This is a genomic window from Bradyrhizobium sp. i1.15.2 (assembly GCF_040548425.1).
Classification (GTDB): Bacteria; Pseudomonadota; Alphaproteobacteria; order Rhizobiales; family Xanthobacteraceae; genus Bradyrhizobium; species Bradyrhizobium canariense.
This window is the reverse complement of record NZ_JBEPRQ010000002.1, coordinates 439,281-456,857: the sequence shown is the minus strand read 5'-3', so window position 1 is coordinate 456,857 and position 17,577 is coordinate 439,281. Positions and strand designations below refer to the sequence as shown.

Genomic DNA, 17,577 nt, shown 5'->3' with positions numbered 1-17,577 from the left:
TCGGGCGGCATCGCCATCCCGCCGGCACCGCGCGCGGTTCGGCGGGACGACATGGTTAACGATCTCTGAATTCTTGTCGGCGTCCTCTTTTCCAGGGGGCGGGCATCGCCGCCCTTAACCTCGCGTTCGCCCAGTTTCAGGAACATGTCCCGAAACTGGGCGAATTGTTGGGCTGATTCACCACCGCCTGCTCTAATCGCGTCGTTTCGGGGGCAAGGCGCATGGCGGAGAATGATCAGGAGGTCGCAAGCATTGATCCGCTCGTGCTCGGCGAGCTGCTCAAGTGCGCCGCCAATAATCTGTGGCTCGGGATCATCCTGTTCGGCAGCGACCGCAGGGTCATTTTCTGCAATCCGCGCTACCGCGAGATGTACGCGCTCTCGCCCGAGCAGGTGCACCCGGGCACGCCGATCAAGGACCTGATCCAGCATCGGCTCGAACTGGGCCTGAACATCGGCGGAGAAGCCGGCGCCTATGTCCGTGCCCGCACCGAGGGTTCGGTCGTCAGCGAGCAGACGGTTCAGCAGTTCGCCGACGGACGAATCATCGCCTACACCATCCATCCCCTGCCCGACGGCGGCGGCATGGCGACGCACGAGGACATTACAGAGCGCGAAGAGCTCAGTGCGCGGCTACAGGAACGCAATTTCCAGTTCGACATCGCGATCAACAACATGTCGCAGGGACTTTGCTTCTTCAGCGCCGACCATCGGCTGCTGGTCTGCAACACGCACTATATCGAAATGTACGGCCTGCCGCCCGACCGCGTTCGTCCGGGCACGCCGCTCCAGGAGATCCTCGACCTGCGCTTCGAAGCCGGCAGCGTGCCGACAATGACGCGGGAGGAATACGCCACATGGCGGACCGATGTCGCCACGTCGGCCGAGGCCATGGACAGCATCGTCGAGATGCGGAACGGGCGGACCTTCAAGATCAGGCACCGACCGATGCCCGATCTCGGATGGGTCGCGACCCACGAAGACATCACCGAGCAGCGCAAGGCGGAATTGCAGATCGCGCATATGGCGCACCACGACGCGCTGACGGACCTCGTCAATCGCGCCCTGCTCGGTCAGCGCCTCAAGCAGGCGCTCGAACAGGGTGGGATGTTCGCGATCCACCACATCGATCTCGACAAGTTCAAGGCCGTCAACGACACCCTTGGCCACCAGGCCGGCGACATCCTGCTGCAGGATGTCAGCCGCCGCCTCAAGCAGCTCGCCCGCGACAGCGATACCGTCGCGCGTATGGGTGGCGATGAATTCGTCATCCTCCAGTCGCCGATCTCCGATTCGAACGAAGCGGACACGCTGGCGCGTGATGTTGTCAGCGCCCTGAGTGCTCCGTTCGGGCTCGACGGACATCAGGCTATTGTGGGCGCGAGCGTCGGGATCGCCATTGCGCCCGGCGACGGCTCGACGCCCGAGCAACTCCTGCACAATGCCGATCTGGCCCTGTATCGCGCGAAAAGCGACGGCCGCGGCATGCACTGCTTCTTCGAACCGGCCATGGGCGAAGAGGCGCAAAGCCGCCGCGCGCTGGAGCAGGACCTGCACAACGGCCTTGCCGCCGGCGAGTTCGAACTGCACTACCAGCCGGTCGTGAAGACCGACGGCGGCGAGATCAGCGGCTTCGAAGCCTTGATCCGCTGGCGACATCCACGACGCGGACTGGTCGCGCCGAACAGCTTTATCCCGCTTGCGGAAGAGATCGGCCTGATCGTGCCGATCGGTGAGTGGGTGATCCGGCAGGCCTGTGCCACTGCAAGCCGGTGGCCGGACCATCTGCACGTCGCCGTCAATATCTCGGCGGTGCAATTCCGCCAGCCGGGCCTGACCGAGGTGATCGTCGGCACCCTGGCGGCCTCTGGCCTCGATCCGCGGCGGCTGGAGATCGAGATCACGGAAAGCGTTTTGCTGCAGGACAGGCATGGGACGCTGACGACGCTGCACCAGCTCCGGGCGCTCGGCATCAAGGTCGCCATGGACGATTTCGGCACCGGTTATTCGTCATTGACCTATCTGCAATGCTTCCCCTTCGACAAGATCAAGATCGACCGGTCGTTCGTCAGCGGCGTGGAAAACAATGCGGCATCCCTCAGCATCGTGCGCGCGGTGGCGGCGCTGGCGCGCGGAATGGGCATGACGACGACGGCGGAGGGCGTGGAGACCGCGGAGCAACGGGACCGGATCGCAGCGGAGGGCTGCACCGAAATGCAGGGCTATTTGTTCGGCCCGCCCTTGCCCGCCCTGGAAATCGAGCGCCGCTTCCTGTCCGCGAAAACACCTGCCATGCCCAACCGGTTCGCTGCGGCGTAACCGCCGCCAGCCCGCCCGCGCTTCCGGGTTTGATGCCCGGTCGCCGGGGCAATCAACCGTCAAAACTCGTTGGCGATCTTCGAGAGCATCCCGAGCAGGGCTGCGCGATTGGACGGCCCGAGCAGCTCGTTCAGCCGAGCCTCGTGCTTGGTGGCGACGAGCTTCTTGGCGCGGGCCAGCACGGCCTTGCCCTTGTCGGTCAGCACCAGGATGTGCGAGCGGCGGTCGTTGGTGGAGCGGATCCGCGCGCAAAGGTCGCGGCTCTCGAGATTGTCGAGCATCGCCACGAAGTTCGGGCGCAGGATGCCGAGGGTGGAGGCGATCTCGGTCTGGTTACGGCCGGGGTTTTTCTCGACCAACAGCAGCACTGAGAACTGCGCCGGCGTGAGCTGGAGCGAGGCCATGCAGCGCAGGAAGTTCTCGAACACCTTGAGCTGTGCCCGCTTCAGGACATAGCCGAGCTGCTCCGAGAGCTCGCCGAGCTGGAGGGCTTCGCCAGGCCCGTCGGCCGCGTCCTTGCGGCCCTTGGCGGTCTCGGCGGGTTTTTCAGAGGACTTTTCAGCGGTTTTGGAAACGGTCATCGCCTCATGCTCGCAATCCCGTTAAGTTCGGGAGGATCGTTCGCCACTCTTGATGTTATATTTGATAATTGTTATGGACCATATCAAATATCGTCAGCGCTGTTCAATGGCTGTGAGCGGACCGTCCACCACAATCAGGGGACCGGTCCTGAATCTTTGAGGGGGAGCGTCCGGTCTTGAATACCACCATCATGCTGTTCCTGCTGCAGGACGGCATCACCAATGGCGCGATTTATGCGCTGCTCGGCCTGGCGCTGGTGCTGGTGTTCGCCGTCACCCGCGTCATCCTCATCCCGCAGGGCGAATTCGTCACCTATGGCGCGCTGACCTATGCCTCGCTGGCCGCGGGCCAGATGCCGGGTACGGCGAAACTCGCGCTCGCCCTGGGCCTTGGCGCCTTCGCGTTCGACCTGTTCGCCGCGCGCAAGGCGTTGCACGGGCGCCTGGTGCTGCGCAGCATCCTGACCAACATCGTGCTGCCGGCCATCGTGCTGGCGCTGACTGTCTACTACACCGCTCAGAAGCCGCCGGTTGCGGTCTGCATCGCGCTGTCGCTGGTGATCGTGGCGATGATCGGCCTGTTTCTCTACCGCATCGCATTCCAGCCGCTGGCGCACACTTCGGTGCTGGTGCTGCTGATCGCCTCGGTGGGCGTCCACCTCGCACTTCAGGGTTTGGGCCTATTGTTCTTCGGCGCCGAAGGTCAGCGCGGACCTGCCGTACTGTCGGGATCTTTCACCACCGGCGCGCTGCGCTTCACAGGCCAGAGCATCACGGTCTACGGCATTACCATCGCCTTCATCGTCGGGCTGTGGCTGTTCTTCGGGCTGACACTCTACGGCAAGGCGCTGCGCGCGACCGCCGTGAACCGGCTCGGTGCCCGGCTCGTCGGCATCCGCACCACGCTATCCGGGCAGATCGCCTTCCTGCTGGCGTCCGTCATCGGCGCACTGTCGGGCATCATGATCGTGCCGATCACGACGCTCTATTACGACTCGGGCTTCCTGATCGGCCTGAAGGGCTTTGTCGCCGCGATCATCGGCGGGCTTGTCAGCTACCCCCTCACCGCGGTCGCGGCGCTGGTCGTCGGCATCGTCGAGGCGTTCTCGTCCTTCTATGCCTCCAACTACAAGGAGGTGATCGTTTTCATGCTCTTGATTCCCGTGCTGCTGCTGCGCTCGCTCGCAGCGCCTGCGGTCGAGGAAGAGAAGGACTGACGCCAAAATGCAGAGCCGGCTCCCCATCCTCATCTTCGCGCTGATTATGGCGGCGATCCCCTTTGTTCCGGGCATGCCCCCGTTCTGGATCGTGCTGCTCGACAATGTCGGCCTCACCGCCCTGGTCGCGATGGGCCTCGTGCTGCTGACCGGCGTCGGCGGCCTGACCTCGTTCGGACAAGCGGCCTTCGTTGGCTTCGGCGCCTACACCACCGCGGTGCTGTCAACGACCTACGGCATGTCGCCCTGGCTAACGCTCCCATTGTCGCTGCTGGTCAGCGGATTGCTGGCGGTGCTGCTCGGCCTCGTCACAGTCCGTCTCTCTGGCCATTATCTGCCGCTCGGCACGCTCGCCTGGGGGCTCGGCTTGTTCTATCTCTTCAGCAAGCTCGAATTCCTGGGAAGAAACGACGGCATCTCGGCGATCCCGCCGCTGTCGATCGGCTCGTTCAAAATGCTCTCGCCCGGCTCGATCTACTACGCGATCTGGGTTGCCGTGATCCTCTCGGCGCTGCTCACGATGAACCTGCTGGACTCCCGCACCGGCCGCGCCATCCGCGCGCTCCGGCGCGGCCATGTCGCGGCCGAGGCGTTCGGCGTGCACACGCCGCGGGCGAAAATGCTGGTGTTCATCCATGCCGCCGTGCTCGCCGGCCTCTCCGGCTGGCTTTACGCCCATCTTCAGCGCGCGGTGAACCCGACGCCGTTCGGCGCGCAGGCCGGCATCGAGTATCTCTTCATCGCCGTGGTCGGCGGCGCCGGCTATGTCTGGGGTGGCGTCCTGGGCGCGGCGCTCGTCGTGGTCCTCAAGGAAGTGCTGCAGAGCTATCTGCCGCTGATCCTGCCCGGCTCCGGCCAGGTCGAGACCATCGTGTTCGGCATCATGCTGGTGGCGCTGCTTCAGCTCGCACCCGGCGGCGTCTGGCCCTGGCTGATGTCGTTCCTGCCCCAGCGCACCGGTGGCAAAAAGCCGGACACCTCGCTCAAGCTGGAGCAGCGCACCCGCTCCCCCGGCCAATCCAGCGTCCTGCTTCAGGTCGAGAAGGCCCGGAAGCAATTTGGCGGCGTGGTCGCGGTGAACAACGTCTCCTTCGACGTCCTGGCTCGCGAGATCGTCGCGCTGATCGGCCCCAACGGCGCCGGCAAGAGCACCACCTTCAACCTGATCACCGGCGTGCTGTCGGCCACCTCAGGCTCGATCTCCGTGCTCGGCAACAAGGTCGACAGGGCACCGCCGCAGGAGATCGTCAAGCTCGGCATCTCCCGCACCTTCCAGCACGTCAAGCTGGTGCCTGACATGACCGTGCTGGAGAACGTCGCGATCGGCGCCCATCTGCGCGGCCATTCGGGGCCGATCTCCTCGATGCTGCGGCTCGACCGCACTGATGAGGCAAAGCTGCTCGCCGAAGCCGCCCGCCAGATCGAGCGGGTCGGACTTGGCGAGCAGATGCATCAGCTCGCAGGCTCGCTTTCGCTGGGACAGCAACGGATCGTCGAGATCGCCCGTGCGTTGTGCGTCGATCCGATGCTGCTGCTGCTCGACGAGCCGGCCGCCGGCCTGCGCCACATGGAGAAGCAGCGGCTCGCGAGCCTCCTGCGGGAGCTGCGCGACGGCGGCATGAGCGTGCTGCTTGTCGAGCACGACATGGGCTTCGTCATGAACCTCGCCGACCGCATCGTGGTGCTCGATTTCGGCACCAAGATCGCAGAAGGAACGCCGGCCACGATCAAGACCAATCCCGAAGTGATCAAGGCCTATCTCGGAGTGGCGGCATGACCGCGCTGTTGTCCGTCGCCGACGCCCATGTCGCCTATGGCAAGGTCGAGGCCGTGCGCTCGGTCTCGCTCGAAGTCGGCCAGAACCAGATCGTCACCATCGTCGGCGCCAATGGCGCCGGCAAGACCACGCTGCTCTCCGCCATCATGGGCATCTTTCCGCTGAAGGGGCGCGTGGCATTCGCAGGTCAGGATCTGTCGCGACTCGACATCGAGGACCGCGTCGCCATGGGACTTGGCCTCGTTCCCGAGCACCGCGAATTGTTCGTGACCATGAATGTCGAGGACAATCTCGAGTTGGGGGCCTTCCGCATCGAGAGAAGCAAGGCGAAAGCCTCGATGGAGCGGGTCTACGCGCTGTTTCCGCGGCTCAAGGAACGGCGCAAGCAGCTCGCCGGCACGCTCTCCGGCGGCGAGCAGCAGATGCTCGCAATGGGCCGCGCCCTGATGGGCGAGCCCAAGCTCCTGATGCTGGACGAGCCGAGCCTCGGCCTCGCCCCGATCATCGTCGCCGACATTTTCCGCATCGTCACCGAACTGCGCGCCGCCGGCGTCTCCGTACTGCTGGTCGAGCAGAACGCGCAGGCCGCATTGAAGATCGCGGATCAGGCCTATGTCATGGAGCTCGGCGAGTTCGTGCTCAGCGGTAAGGCCAGCGACATTGCGGCGAACGAGCGCGTCGCCGCCAGCTATCTCGGCTTCCAGCACGAAGGCGCGAGCGGGCTGTAAGTTCGAGAAATTGCTGACGCCGCACGCGCTGTCTTCTTCCCTTCTCCCCTTGCGGGAGAAGGTGGCGCGAAGCGCCGGATGAGGGGTATCTATCTAAACGGAAAGTGCTTCATTCGTGGAGAGAGACCCCTCACCCGTCTCGTCGCTCCGCGACGAGCCACCCTCTCCCGCAAGGGGACAGGGTGCACGCCGCAAGTCGCTCTAGCTTTCATTGGCAGGTAAGCTCAACTCGCGGCCTTCTCCCCCTTCAGCGCCGCGACCTCCGCCTCCAGCTCCGTGATTTTCGCATCTCTTGCCGCCAGCGCCGCTGCCACATCCGTCGCGTCGAACTTCTGCGGGATGTGCTGCGGGCAGTTCGTGTCCCACGCTTCGATCTTGAACAGGATCACCTGCTCCGGCCGGGCGCGGTAGCCTTTCGGCATCAGCGATGTCGTCAGCGCCTCGTCGTCTTCGACCACCCGCGCCTCGCCCCAGATCTTCACCCGGCGGCGATGGGCGTAGTCCATCACGAAGATGTAGGCCTTGGGATTTTCGGACAGATTTCCCTGCGTGATGTATTGCCGATTGCCGGCATAGTCCGTGAAAGCCAGCGTCTGCTTGTCCAGCACTTTCAAGAAGCCCTTCGGGCCGCCGCGATGCTGGATGTAGGGCTGTCCGTCGGCCGAGGCCGTGGCAAGATAAAAGCTGTTGGCGTCGGCCAGGAACGCCGCGAGGTTTTCATCGACCTCGGTGCGCCAGCCGCGCTGCTCGGCATGCGCATAGCCTTCGCGGGATCCCTTTCGGGTCTGGATCGACTTCACCGCCGGCGTGAATGCGACGTCGCTGGCATAGGTGTGAGTTGCCGTCATCGGACCATCTCCTGAAATCCCGGCGCATCCCTGCGTCTTCGCCACCTAAAATGGACTTTTCGCCGGCTAAAACAATCGGCCCGCTTGACACTTCATCATTGCGGTATATGCAACAATACCATGGATCGCCTCGAGGCCATGCATGTTTTCGTCACCGTCGCTGACCTGCACGGCTTCGCGCCGGCGGCACGAAAACTGCGGTTGTCCCCCTCCGCGGTGACGCGGCTGATCGCGGCGCTGGAGGAGCATCTCGGCGCGCGCCTGTTGCAGCGGACCACCCGTCAAGTGACCCTGACCGACGTCGGCACGCGCTATCTGGAGCGTGTGCGTCGTATCCTGGCCGATGTCGAGGAGGCCGACGGCTCGGCACGGGAGGAGCGCAACCGGCCGAGCGGGCGGCTGGTGGTGTCGGCGCCGGTCGGCTTCGGCCGGCTCCATGTCGGGTCTGTCATGACCGCCTACCTCAAGCGCTATCCCGAGGTCGCCTGCGAATTGCGGCTGTCGGACAATTTGGTCAATCTCGTGGAAGATGCCGTCGACGTCGCGGTGCGGATCGGCCATCTCGCCGACTCCTCGCTCGTGGCGCGCCAGGTCGGCGAGATGCGTCGGATCGTTGTGGCGACGCCAGGCTATCTGAAGCGCCATGGCGAACCGAAGACGCCGGAGGCACTGCTTACGCACCAGACCATCGCGTTCGGTCCATCCGCGAACTGGCGCTTCGTGCAGGACGGCCGCGACATCGAGGTGGCGCCGAATCCACGCTTCGCCAGCAACAGCGCCGACGCCGCCCTGCAATATGCCGAGGCCGGCGGCGGCGTGACCCGGGTGCTGGCCTATCAGGCCGCCGAGGGCTTGCGGCGCGGGCGCCTCAGAATCGTGTTGGCGAAATACGAGCAGCCGGCGCTGCCGATCCACATCGTCTACCCGACCTCGCGCCTGCTCTCCGCCAAGGTGCGCGCCTTCGTCGATCTCGTGGTGGAGACGGCGGGGTGGAAATTCGGGTGACGCCCTCACCCCTTTTTCGGCACGACGCGAAAGGTGCCGCTGGCGCGCGCGATCACGGCGCCGTCGGCCTTCGCGAGGCACTGCGCGAAACAGATTGTGCTGCCGGTCTTGATCGCCTCGCCCTCGACCGCGAGCCATTGGCCGATCTCGCCGGCGCCGACATAGTCGACCGACAGCGAGATCGTGACCAACGAGGTGGTCCAGCCGGTCGCCTGCGCGCAGCTGTAGCCCATGGCGGCATCGGCCAGCGCTGCGATCAATCCGCCATGGATCAGCCCGCGCGCGTTGGTGTGCGGTGTTGCGAGCCGCAATCCCACGGTGACGCCGTTGTCGGTCTTCCTGGAGTAAAGCGGCTCCCAGGGGTCGGTGAGCGGGGCTTTGCGGAAATGCGGCTCGAAGCCGGCGGGGATGTCGGTGCTGGTCATGTCCATCTCGCGTTGGTGGCTGCCGCCATTGAACGCGAGGGACGTGACGGTTGCACCACCTACAAAGTTTTAAACGGAATTTGCGCGGGTGTTTGAAAGAAGTGGCGCCGGCGCGAGCACTCGTAGGGTGGGCAAAGGTGCGCAGCGCCGTGCCCACCATCTCGCGCGAAGACAACGCTGGTGGGCACGCTTCGCTTTGCCCACCCTACAGCACCGTCCTAAAACGGCAGCCCCACATAGTTCTCCGACAGTGATGTCATCGCGGCTTGGGACTGCGTGACGTAGTCGAGCTCGGCGAGCTGGATGCGCGCCCCAATCGTACCGGTGTCCGGAAATTTGTGCAGCATCGAGGTCATCCACCAGGAGAACCGCACGGCTTTCCAGACCCGCGCCAGTGCCTTCGCGGAATAGGCGTCAATGCCGGCGCTGGATTTTTCGTCGTAGAACTCGCGAAATGCGCTCGACAGATAATGCGCATCGCTCGCGGCCAGATTCAGCCCCTTGGCGCCGGTCGGCGGCACGATATGGGCGGCATCACCGCACAGGAACAACTTGCCGAAACGCATCGGCTCGGCGACGAAGCTGCGCAGCGGCGCAATGCTCTTCTCGATCGAGGGGCCCGTGATCAGGCTGTCGGCGGCGTCCCGGTCGAGGCGGCGCTTGAGCTCGTCCCAGAATCGATCGTCCGGCCACTGGTCGACATGGTCGTCGAGCGCGCACTGCACATAGTAGCGGCTGCGCCTGGTCGAACGCATGGTGCACAGCGCAAAGCCGCGGACGTGGTTGGAATAGATCAGCTCGTGGCTGACCGGCGGCGTCTCGGAGAGGATGCCGAGCCAGCCGAACGGATAGATGCGCTCGAACTCCTCGATGGCCGAAGCCGGAACGCTGGCGCGGCTGACGCCGTGAAACCCGTCGCAGCCGGCGACGAAGTCGCAATCGATCGTGTGGGTGACGCCATCTTTCATGTAGGTTACGCGCGGGTGACCGCCGTCGAAATCGTGCGGTTGTACGTCCTTGGCCTCGTAGACCGAGGTGAGACCGGCGGCGTTGCGCGCATCCATCAGGTCGAGCGTGACCTCGGTCTGGCCGTAGATCATGACCGTCTTGCCGGTCGCAGCCTTCATGTCGATGCGGTGCCGGCGCCCCGAAAAGGCGAGCTCGATCCCTTCATGCACCAGCCCTTCGGCATGGGCCCGTGCGCCGGCGCCGATCTGGTCGAGCAGCGCGACTGTTCCCTCCTCCAGCAGTCCGGCCCGGATGCGGCCGAGCACATAGTCCGGGCTCTGCCGCTCCAGAATGACATTGTCGATGCCATAGCGGTTCAGCAGTTGCCCAAGCAACAATCCAGCCGGCCCTGCCCCGATGATTGCGACTTTTGTCCGCAATACTTGCTCCTCCCGATCCGGTAGGCTTTCGGCGTGGCTCGCTTGTCGCAGCTGTCCGCACACGATAATTATATCATATAACGGTTGGGCAAAAAGGGAGTGCGCGGCGGCACGCCGCGCCAGTTCCGGCTTGAACGCGCCGGCCAATTAGATAACATGTTAAATAACGAGACCGGGCCATCGAAGCCCGCCGTCAAAAGAGGGAGAGACGCGTGATGAGGAAAGCCTGTCTGGCGTTGCTGCTGGCAGCAAGCGTGAGCCCTGCGTTCGCGCAGGACAAGACCTTCGATTTGAAGATCTCGCACTGGGTGCCGGCCTCGCATCCGCTGCAGAAATCGCTCGAGGATTGGGCCGCCGCGGTCGAGAAGGATTCCGGCGGCACCATCAAGGGCAAGGTGTTTCCGGCCCAGCAGATGGGCAAGGCCTTCGATCATTACGACATGGCGCGCGACGGCATCGCCGACGTCACCTATGTCAATCCCGGCTACCAGCCCGGCCGCTTCCCGATCATCGGCGCCGGCGAATTGCCGTTCCTGATCTCGGATGCCAAGGGCGGCTCGATGGGGCTGGATGCGTGGTATCGCAAATACGCCGAGAAGGAGATGAAGGACGTCAAGTACTGCCTCGCCTTCGTCCACTCGCCGTCTTCCTTCCACTCCCGCACCAAGAAGATCGTGATGCCGGAGGACGTGAAGGGCCTGAAGATCCGCCCCGCCCACGCCACCATGGCGAATTTCGTCACCTCGCTCGGCGGCACCAATGTGCAATCCTCCGCGCCCGAAGTACGCGACATCATCGAGCGCGGCGTCGCCGACGGCGTCACCTTCCCCTGGGGTTCGCTGGTGCTGTTCGGCATCGACAAGGTGACCAAGTACGACATGGAGGCGCCGCTCTACACCACGACCTTCGTGTTCGTGATGAACAAGGACAAGTACAATGCGATGTCCGACAAGCAGAAGGCCGCGATCGACAAGAATTGCACGGTCGAGATGGCCGGTGTGGTCGGCGAGCACTGGGGCAAGTTCGAGGACGCCGGCATCGACAAGGTCAAGGCGGAAACCAGCCACGAGGTCTACAAGCTGACGCCCGAGCAGACCGCCGCCTGGAAGAAGGCTGCCGAGCCGCTGGTGAAGACCTGGGCCGACGGCGCAAAGAAGGCCGGCGCGGATCCGGATGCGGCGCTTAGCGAGCTGAAGGCCTCGCTGAAGAAGTACAACGCGCTGGCGGAGTGACGCTGAATCGGAGCCGCAGACTCGCTGCACCTCTCCCGCTTGCGGGGGAGGTCGGCGCGAAGCGCCGGGTGGGGGCTCTCTCCACTCGGGGTCCGTTCATTGCGGCGACACCCCCACCCCAGCCCTCCCCCGCAAGCGGGAGAGGGAGTGCAGCATCGCTGTTGATGCAACTCGCACTCATCTCGAGCAGGAAGCTCCCATGAAGCGCAGCTGGATGGATCGCGTTATCGATTCGATCGAGTGGATCGCAGCCGCCTTCGTCGGCATTGTCGCACTCGACATCTTCCTGTCGGTGCTGCTGCGCAACACGCTGAACTATGCGATCCCCGATAGTTTCGACATCGGCCGCATGCTGCTCGGCATCCTCATCTTCTGGGGCATCGCCGCGACCTCCTATCGCGGCACCCACATCACGGTCGATCTGGTCTGGGGCAATGTCGGGCCGCGCTACCAGCGCTGGATCGACGTGTTCGCGACACTGGTGCTGCTGTTCGTCGTGACGGTGCAGACCTGGACGCTGTTCGACAAGGTCCGCGGCACCTACAACGACAACGTCCAGACCTTCGACATGCACATGCCGACCTGGCCGTTCTTCGCGATCGCCTGGATCGGCGACGTCTCCGCCGTGCTGCTGATCGCGATCCGCACCTATCGGTTGATCTTCCATCCCGAAGAGATGCACGACCCCAAGCTGAAGGCGACGGAGTAATCATGAGCACCGATGCCGTCGCCGTTATCGGCTTCGTTTCCCTGTTCGCCCTGATGCTGCTGCGCGTGCCCGTCGGCATGGCCATGGGCCTCGTCGGCGTCTCCGGCTTCTCCTATCTCGTCGGCGCCACGCCGGCGCTGAAGCTGGTCGGCCAGACCTCCATGCGCACGGTGACCGACTACACCTTCGGCGTCATTCCGATGTTTCTGCTGATGGGCTCCTTCGTCAGCAATTCCGGCATGAGCCGCGAGCTATTCCGCGCCGCCAACGGCTTTGTCGGCCATTTGCGCGGCGGGCTCGGCATCGCCACCGTCGGTGCCTGCGGCGGCTTTGCCGCGATCTGCGGCTCCTCGGTCGCGACCGCAGCGACCTTCTCGGCGGTCGCTTACCCCGAGATGCGCCGTTTCGGCTACCCGCAGTCGTTTGCCACCGGCGTGATCGCGGCCGGCGGCACACTGGGCGCGATGCTGCCGCCCTCCACCGTGCTCGCCGTCTACGGCATCATCACCGAGCAGGACATCGGCAAGCTGTTCATCGCCGGCATCATCCCGGGCATTCTGGCGATGACCATGTACATGATCACGATCTTCCTGATCGGCTATTTCCGGCCGGACTTTCTGCCCAAGGGCAAGGTGCTGCCATGGCGCGAGCGCTTCGCCGGCCTGAAGGACATCTGGGCGCCGGTGCTGCTGTTCGTGTTCGTGATCGGCGGCCTTTACGGTCTGCCCTATTTGCCGCGCTTCACGCCGACCGAAGCCGGCGGCGTCGGCGCTGCCGGCGCCTTCATCATTGGCGTGGCGACCGGCCGCCTCGACCGCGAGAAAATTCTGGCCTCGCTGCTGCAGGCGACGCGCACGGCGGCCGCCGTGTTCACCGTGCTGATCGGCGCCTTGATCTTCGGCTATTTCCTCACGGTGACGCAGACCCCGCAGAAGGTGACGGAATTCCTCACCGGCCTTGGCCTCGGCCCCTACGGCGTGCTGGCGCTGATCATGGTGATGTATCTCGTGCTCGGCTGCCTGATGGACGCCATGGCGATGATCATCCTCACCGTGCCGATCATTTTCCCCGTGATCATGCATCTCGGCTTCGACCCGATCTGGTTCGGCGTCATCATCGTCATGACGGTCGAGCTCGGCCTGATTCACCCGCCGGTGGGCATGAACGTCTTCGTCATCAAGAGCGTGGTGAAGGACGTTTCCTTCTCCACCATCTTCAAGGGGGTGATTCCGTTCGTGGCGACAGACCTCGTGCGCCTCGTGATCCTGATCGCCTTCCCGCTGCTGGCGACATGGCTGCCGACGCGGATGATGGCGCATTGAGGAGGTGAAGCGATGACCACGCCGGCGCTCGAAACCAGATACGTCTTCACCGTCACTGCACGTATCGGCGACGTCGTCACCGCCGGCGAGACCGGCATCGGCGTTCGCCGCATCATCCCGATCATCGGCGGCGAGGTCTCGGGCGCGATCACCGGCAAGGTGCTGCCGTTCGGCGCCGACTTCCAGACCATCCGCCCCAACGAGCTGATTGATCTCGAAGCGAAGTACGCTTTCCAAACCAACGACGGCGCCATCGTCTATGTCGAGAACAAGGGCATGCGCTTCGGCCCGGTCGAGCTGTTACAAAAGCTCAAGCGCGGCGAGCCGGTGGATCCTAAACTGATCTATTTCCGCACCGTGCCGAAGTTCGAGACCGGGCATGAGAAGTACCGCTGGCTGATGCAGCACATTTTTGTCGGTTCAGCCGCGCGGCATGCGGACCGCGTCGTGATCGACGTGCATCAGGTGATGTGAACGCGTGGCGCCGCACCAAGGGCCGGCTGGTCCATTGACATTGCCACTTATGTAGCGTATACGCTACAGATGCCGACGATCAAGAGAACCGACGAATTCTCTGACTGGCTTAGAAACCTGCGAGACCGGAGAGCGAAGGCAAAAATCCTGGCCCGGATCGATCGGCTGGCGCTCGGCAATCCCGGAGACGTTGCTCCGGTCGGAGGCGGCATCAGCGAAATGAGAGTTCACGAGGGCGCTGGATACCGGATCTACTACGTTGCCCGAGGCGAGGAGATCATCATTCTTCTTTGCAGTGGCGATAAAGGCTCTCAGCCAGGGGACATAGCGTTGGCAAAGAAGATCGCGAGCGAATTGGAGGTCTGAGCAATGGCAAAAGTGAAATCCTTTGATACTGCGGAGTACCTCGACAGTCCGGAGATGGTTGCGGCCTATCTCACCGAAGCCTTTGAATCCGACGATCCGTCCGCAATAACGATGGCAATCGGCGCCGTAGCGCGCTCTCAGGGCATGGGCGCCATTGCCGAAAAAGCCGGTCTATCCCGTGAGAACTTGTATCGCTCGCTTGGCGGCGAGGCCAAACCCGAATTCGGCACTGTGATAAAGGTTCTCCACGCCATGGGTATCAATCTTGTGGCGCAACCCCAAAGCGGAACCAAGGCGGCGTAGCGGCCGGATAGCATCGGCGTCGGTGATATTCATCCCAATCTTGCGCATCGGGCATTCGGGTACGGGCTCTGTACCCGGACTGTCGTCCCATTTCCGGACGATGCATCGGCTTCCCCGCTGCCAGCCGTATTGACTCCCCCTGAATTCGTTATACAACATAACTATTCTGACAAGGACGCAAATGACACAGGGAAACGCCGAGACCGCCGACGCGGGCGCCTCCGGGCTTTTGAAGATCGAGCGGGCGGACCGGGTTTTGACCGTCGGCCTCAATCGGCCGGCCAAGCGCAATGCGCTCAACGACGGCATCATCCTGGAAATCGGCGAGTGTTTTACGTCCCTTCCCGAGGATATCGGCGCGGTCGTCATCCACGGCATCGGCGACCATTTTTCCAGCGGTCTCGACCTCTCCGAACTGACCGACCATGATGCCACCGGCGGCCTTCTCCATTCCCAGATGTGGCACCGGGTGTTCGACCGCATCCAGTACAGCCGCGTGCCCGTGATCGCGGCGCTCAGGGGCGCCGTGATCGGCGGCGGGCTGGAGCTCGCCTGCGCGGCGCATATCCGTGTCGCCGAACCGTCGACCTATTTCGCGCTGCCGGAGGGACAGCGCGGCATCTTCGTCGGTGGCGGCGGTTCGGTGCGCCTGCCGCGCCTGATCGGCGTCGCCAGGATGATGGACATGATGCTGACCGGCCGCGTCTATTCCGCGACCGAAGGCACCTCCTACGGCTTTGCGCAATATGTCACGGAAGCCGGCAACGGCCTCGGCAAGGCGATGGAGCTTGCGACCAAGGTCGCCTCCAACGCGCCGCTGACCAACTTCGCCGTGCTCCAGGCGCTGCCGATGATCGCGGAGGCCAATCCGCAGACCGGCCTGTTGATGGAATCGCTGATGGCGACGGTGGCGCAGAGCGACAAGGAAGCCAAGCGCAGGATCCGCGAATTCCTCGAGCACAAGACCGCAAAGGTGAAGCCGAAATCATGAGCGCGCAGCCGTCCTCTTCCAGCATGGAGCGCGGCGCGAGCACTTCCCCGCTGCGGCCCATTTCATTCGGCGATCCCGTCGTGAATATCGAGCGGCGCGACGACGGCACGATTTACCTGCGGCCCAAACAGCCGCTCGGAGACTATCCGGCCCGCATCACCGACCGCCTGCATCACTGGGCGAATACGACGCCGGATCGCATCTTCATGGCCGAGCGCGAAGGCGGTCGCGGCTGGCGCAAGATCAGTTACGCCGAGCTGCTCGCCGCGAGCCGGCACATCGCCTCAGGACTCATTGCGCGCGGGCTGTCGGCGGAGCGGCCGGTCGTCATCCTCTCCGGCAATTCGATCGACCATGCATTGCTCGCGTTTGGCGCGTTCTATGCCGGCATTCCGTTCTGCCCGGTGTCGCCGGCCTATTCGTTGGTTTCGAAGGATTACGGCAAGCTCTCCTACCTGATGAAGCTCCTGACGCCCGGCCTCGTCTTCGCCGAGGACGCCGACAAGTTCGCCGACGCGCTCGCGGCCAACGTCTCGCTCGGCACCGAAATCGCCGCGTCCTACGGCCACGTGCCGGGCCGCGACGTCACCTCGCTCGCCGACCTCATGGCAACCCCGATCCGCGGCGATCTGGACGAAGTCCACGGCAAGATCGGTCCCGACACCATCGCGAAATTCCTGCTGACCTCGGGCTCGACCGGCAACCCCAAGGCGGTCATCAACACCCAGCGCATGATCTGCGCCAACCAGGTGATGCTGCGCGAGACGCTCGCCTTCCTCAAGGACGAGCCGCCCGTCATCATCGACTGGCTGCCCTGGAATCACACTTTTGGCGGCAACCACAATATCGGGCTGACGCTCTACAATGGCGGCTCGATGTATCTCGATGCCGGCAAGCCGGTGCCTGGAGGCATCGACGAAACCGTGCGCAATCTCCAGGAGATTTCGCCGACAGTCTATTTCAACGTCCCCAAGGGATACGAGTCGCTGCTTCCTTATCTGCGCGACGACCAGGGCCTGCGCGCGAAATTCTTCGACCGGCTGCACGCGATGTTCTTCTCGGGCGCGGCGCTGTCGCCGTTCGTCTGGAACAGCCTCGACGAGCTCGCGGTCAAGGAAAAAGGCTACCGCGTGCCGATGCTGACCGGCCTCGGTGCAACCGAGACCGCGCCGTTCTTCATGTCGGTCAACCCGCGCACCAGCCGCTCCGGTCATGTCGGGCTTCCCGTATCCGGCAACGACGCCAAGCTGGTGCCGAACAACGGCAAGATGGAAGTTCGTTGCAAGGGACCGAACGTGATGCCCGGCTACTGGCGCCAGCCCGACATCACCGCGAATTCGTTCGACGAAGAAGGCTTCTACAAGCTCGGCGATGCGCTCAAGCCTGTCGATCCCGACGATCTCAACGCCGGCTTCGATTTCGACGGCCGCATCGGTGAGGATTTCAAGCTCGGCAGCGGCACCTGGGTCAGCGTCGGCCCGTTGCGCGCGCGCTTCGTTGCGGCCTGCGCACCGCTGGTGCGCGACGTCGTCATCGCCGGCATCAACCGTGACGAGGTTTCCGCGCTCGTCGTACTCGATCTCGACGGCTGCCGGCTGATCAACCCGACGCTGCCGACCGACGATCTCGTCCTCGCGACCCGCGACCGGCTGGTGCGCGAGGCATTTCGCGAACGGCTGACCCGCTTTCTCGGCGCGGCCACGGGATCCTCGACGCGGATCACGCGCGCGATCCTCATGGACACGCCGCTCTCGATCGACAAGGGCGAAGTCACCGACAAGGGGTCCATCAACCAGCGCGCGGTGCTCGAGCATCGCAGCCTGCTGATCGAGGAGCTCTACGCTGCCAATCCATCGGACCGTGTGATATCGGTCGGCTAAGAAAACATCGCTA

17 protein-coding genes are annotated in these 17,577 nt (G+C 63.9%); 13 read left to right on the top strand and 4 right to left on the bottom strand.

Annotation, left to right across the window (positions count from 1 at the left end):
• The first annotated feature begins 221 nt into the window (after positions 1–221).
• Positions 222–2,318 (top strand): putative bifunctional diguanylate cyclase/phosphodiesterase, encoded by a 2,097-nt coding sequence (locus tag ABIB80_RS06965; RefSeq protein WP_354127150.1) that lies wholly within the window; start codon positions 222–224, stop codon positions 2,316–2,318.
• Between the two features lie 59 nt (positions 2,319–2,377).
• Here the strand turns inward: ABIB80_RS06965 and ABIB80_RS06960 are convergent, their stop codons facing one another.
• Positions 2,378–2,899 (bottom strand): MarR family winged helix-turn-helix transcriptional regulator, encoded by a 522-nt coding sequence (locus ABIB80_RS06960; RefSeq protein ID WP_007599701.1) that lies wholly within the window; start codon positions 2,897–2,899, stop codon positions 2,378–2,380.
• A gap of 176 nt (positions 2,900–3,075) precedes the next feature.
• Here ABIB80_RS06960 and ABIB80_RS06955 point away from each other — a divergent pair, with 176 nt between their 5' ends.
• The 3 genes from ABIB80_RS06955 to ABIB80_RS06945 are packed head-to-tail and all read left to right on the top strand — an operon-like array spanning position 3,076 to position 6,621.
• Complete coding sequence (locus tag ABIB80_RS06955) at positions 3,076–4,116, top strand: branched-chain amino acid ABC transporter permease (RefSeq protein WP_007599693.1); 1,041 nt, start codon at positions 3,076–3,078, stop codon at positions 4,114–4,116.
• A 7-nt stretch (positions 4,117–4,123) separates the two neighbouring features.
• Complete coding sequence (locus tag ABIB80_RS06950; protein WP_007599692.1) at positions 4,124–5,893, top strand: branched-chain amino acid ABC transporter ATP-binding protein/permease; 1,770 nt, start codon at positions 4,124–4,126, stop codon at positions 5,891–5,893.
• Positions 5,890–6,621: an ABC transporter ATP-binding protein gene (locus ABIB80_RS06945; RefSeq protein WP_007599691.1), complete on the top strand. Its 732-nt coding sequence runs from the start codon at positions 5,890–5,892 to the stop codon at positions 6,619–6,621. The genes ABIB80_RS06950 and ABIB80_RS06945 overlap by 4 nt, the downstream gene beginning before the upstream one ends.
• Before the next feature lie 224 nt (positions 6,622–6,845).
• Here the strand turns inward: ABIB80_RS06945 and ABIB80_RS06940 are convergent, their stop codons facing one another.
• Positions 6,846–7,469 carry a pyridoxamine 5'-phosphate oxidase family protein gene (locus ABIB80_RS06940; RefSeq protein WP_007599689.1) on the bottom strand — a complete coding sequence of 208 codons (624 nt, stop codon included), beginning with the start codon at positions 7,467–7,469 and terminating at the stop codon, positions 6,846–6,848.
• Positions 7,470–7,589: 120 nt separating this feature from the next.
• Here ABIB80_RS06940 and ABIB80_RS06935 point away from each other — a divergent pair, with 120 nt between their 5' ends.
• Positions 7,590–8,474, top strand: a complete 885-nt coding sequence (locus ABIB80_RS06935) for a LysR family transcriptional regulator (RefSeq protein ID WP_007599687.1) — start codon at positions 7,590–7,592, stop codon at positions 8,472–8,474.
• A 5-nt stretch (positions 8,475–8,479) separates the two neighbouring features.
• Here ABIB80_RS06935 and ABIB80_RS06930 read toward each other — a convergent pair whose 3' ends face one another.
• Both ABIB80_RS06930 and pobA read right to left on the bottom strand, forming a co-directional pair.
• Entirely contained in the window at positions 8,480–8,899 is a 420-nt protein-coding gene (locus ABIB80_RS06930) for a PaaI family thioesterase (protein WP_007599679.1), read from the bottom strand.
• A 218-nt stretch (positions 8,900–9,117) separates the two neighbouring features.
• The gene (gene pobA, locus ABIB80_RS06925) at positions 9,118–10,287 is read right to left on the bottom strand and encodes a 4-hydroxybenzoate 3-monooxygenase (protein ID WP_007599677.1); all 1,170 of its coding nucleotides are present in this window, start codon (positions 10,285–10,287) and stop codon (positions 9,118–9,120) included.
• Positions 10,288–10,502: 215 nt separating this feature from the next.
• Between pobA and ABIB80_RS06920 the strand changes: the two genes are divergently transcribed.
• The 8 genes from ABIB80_RS06920 (at position 10,503) to ABIB80_RS06885 (ending at position 17,564) form a co-directional block, all read left to right on the top strand.
• Positions 10,503–11,519, top strand: a complete 1,017-nt coding sequence (locus ABIB80_RS06920) for a TRAP transporter substrate-binding protein (protein ID WP_007599675.1) — start codon at positions 10,503–10,505, stop codon at positions 11,517–11,519.
• A gap of 199 nt (positions 11,520–11,718) precedes the next feature.
• Entirely contained in the window at positions 11,719–12,228 is a 510-nt protein-coding gene (locus ABIB80_RS06915; protein WP_007599673.1) for a TRAP transporter small permease, read from the top strand.
• Between the two features lie 2 nt (positions 12,229–12,230).
• A complete protein-coding gene (locus ABIB80_RS06910) occupies positions 12,231–13,550 on the top strand; it encodes a TRAP transporter large permease (RefSeq protein ID WP_007599671.1) in 1,320 nt (439 codons plus the stop codon).
• Between the two features lie 12 nt (positions 13,551–13,562).
• On the top strand, positions 13,563–14,024 hold the full coding sequence (locus tag ABIB80_RS06905; protein ID WP_007599665.1) for a DUF3237 domain-containing protein: 462 nt from the start codon (positions 13,563–13,565) through the stop codon (positions 14,022–14,024).
• A gap of 69 nt (positions 14,025–14,093) precedes the next feature.
• Complete coding sequence (locus tag ABIB80_RS06900; RefSeq protein ID WP_007599663.1) at positions 14,094–14,390, top strand: type II toxin-antitoxin system RelE/ParE family toxin; 297 nt, start codon at positions 14,094–14,096, stop codon at positions 14,388–14,390.
• A 3-nt stretch (positions 14,391–14,393) separates the two neighbouring features.
• The gene (locus tag ABIB80_RS06895; RefSeq protein WP_007599661.1) at positions 14,394–14,693 is read left to right on the top strand and encodes an addiction module antidote protein; all 300 of its coding nucleotides are present in this window, start codon (positions 14,394–14,396) and stop codon (positions 14,691–14,693) included.
• A gap of 181 nt (positions 14,694–14,874) precedes the next feature.
• Entirely contained in the window at positions 14,875–15,684 is an 810-nt protein-coding gene (locus tag ABIB80_RS06890) for a crotonase/enoyl-CoA hydratase family protein (RefSeq protein ID WP_007599659.1), read from the top strand.
• Complete coding sequence (locus tag ABIB80_RS06885; protein WP_007599657.1) at positions 15,681–17,564, top strand: feruloyl-CoA synthase; 1,884 nt, start codon at positions 15,681–15,683, stop codon at positions 17,562–17,564. The genes ABIB80_RS06890 and ABIB80_RS06885 overlap by 4 nt, the downstream gene beginning before the upstream one ends.
• Positions 17,565–17,577: the final 13 nt, after the last annotated feature.

Bases quoted from the DNA above. Each gene is read 5' to 3' on its own strand.
- ABIB80_RS06965 (WP_354127150.1), top strand. From the start codon at position 222: ATGGCGGAGAATGATCAGGAGGTCGCAAGCATTGATCCGCTCGTGCTC.
- ABIB80_RS06960 (WP_007599701.1), bottom strand. From the start codon at position 2,899: ATGACCGTTTCCAAAACCGCTGAAAAGTCCTCTGAAAAACCCGCCGAG.
- ABIB80_RS06950 (WP_007599692.1), top strand. From the start codon at position 4,124: ATGCAGAGCCGGCTCCCCATCCTCATCTTCGCGCTGATTATGGCGGCG.
- ABIB80_RS06945 (WP_007599691.1), top strand. From the start codon at position 5,890: ATGACCGCGCTGTTGTCCGTCGCCGACGCCCATGTCGCCTATGGCAAG.
- ABIB80_RS06940 (WP_007599689.1), bottom strand. From the start codon at position 7,469: ATGACGGCAACTCACACCTATGCCAGCGACGTCGCATTCACGCCGGCG.
- ABIB80_RS06935 (WP_007599687.1), top strand. From the start codon at position 7,590: ATGGATCGCCTCGAGGCCATGCATGTTTTCGTCACCGTCGCTGACCTG.
- ABIB80_RS06930 (WP_007599679.1), bottom strand. From the start codon at position 8,899: ATGACCAGCACCGACATCCCCGCCGGCTTCGAGCCGCATTTCCGCAAA.
- ABIB80_RS06920 (WP_007599675.1), top strand. From the start codon at position 10,503: ATGAGGAAAGCCTGTCTGGCGTTGCTGCTGGCAGCAAGCGTGAGCCCT.
- ABIB80_RS06915 (WP_007599673.1), top strand. From the start codon at position 11,719: ATGAAGCGCAGCTGGATGGATCGCGTTATCGATTCGATCGAGTGGATC.
- ABIB80_RS06910 (WP_007599671.1), top strand. From the start codon at position 12,231: ATGAGCACCGATGCCGTCGCCGTTATCGGCTTCGTTTCCCTGTTCGCC.
- ABIB80_RS06905 (WP_007599665.1), top strand. From the start codon at position 13,563: ATGACCACGCCGGCGCTCGAAACCAGATACGTCTTCACCGTCACTGCA.
- ABIB80_RS06900 (WP_007599663.1), top strand. From the start codon at position 14,094: ATGCCGACGATCAAGAGAACCGACGAATTCTCTGACTGGCTTAGAAAC.
- ABIB80_RS06895 (WP_007599661.1), top strand. From the start codon at position 14,394: ATGGCAAAAGTGAAATCCTTTGATACTGCGGAGTACCTCGACAGTCCG.
- ABIB80_RS06890 (WP_007599659.1), top strand. From the start codon at position 14,875: ATGACACAGGGAAACGCCGAGACCGCCGACGCGGGCGCCTCCGGGCTT.
- ABIB80_RS06885 (WP_007599657.1), top strand. From the start codon at position 15,681: ATGAGCGCGCAGCCGTCCTCTTCCAGCATGGAGCGCGGCGCGAGCACT.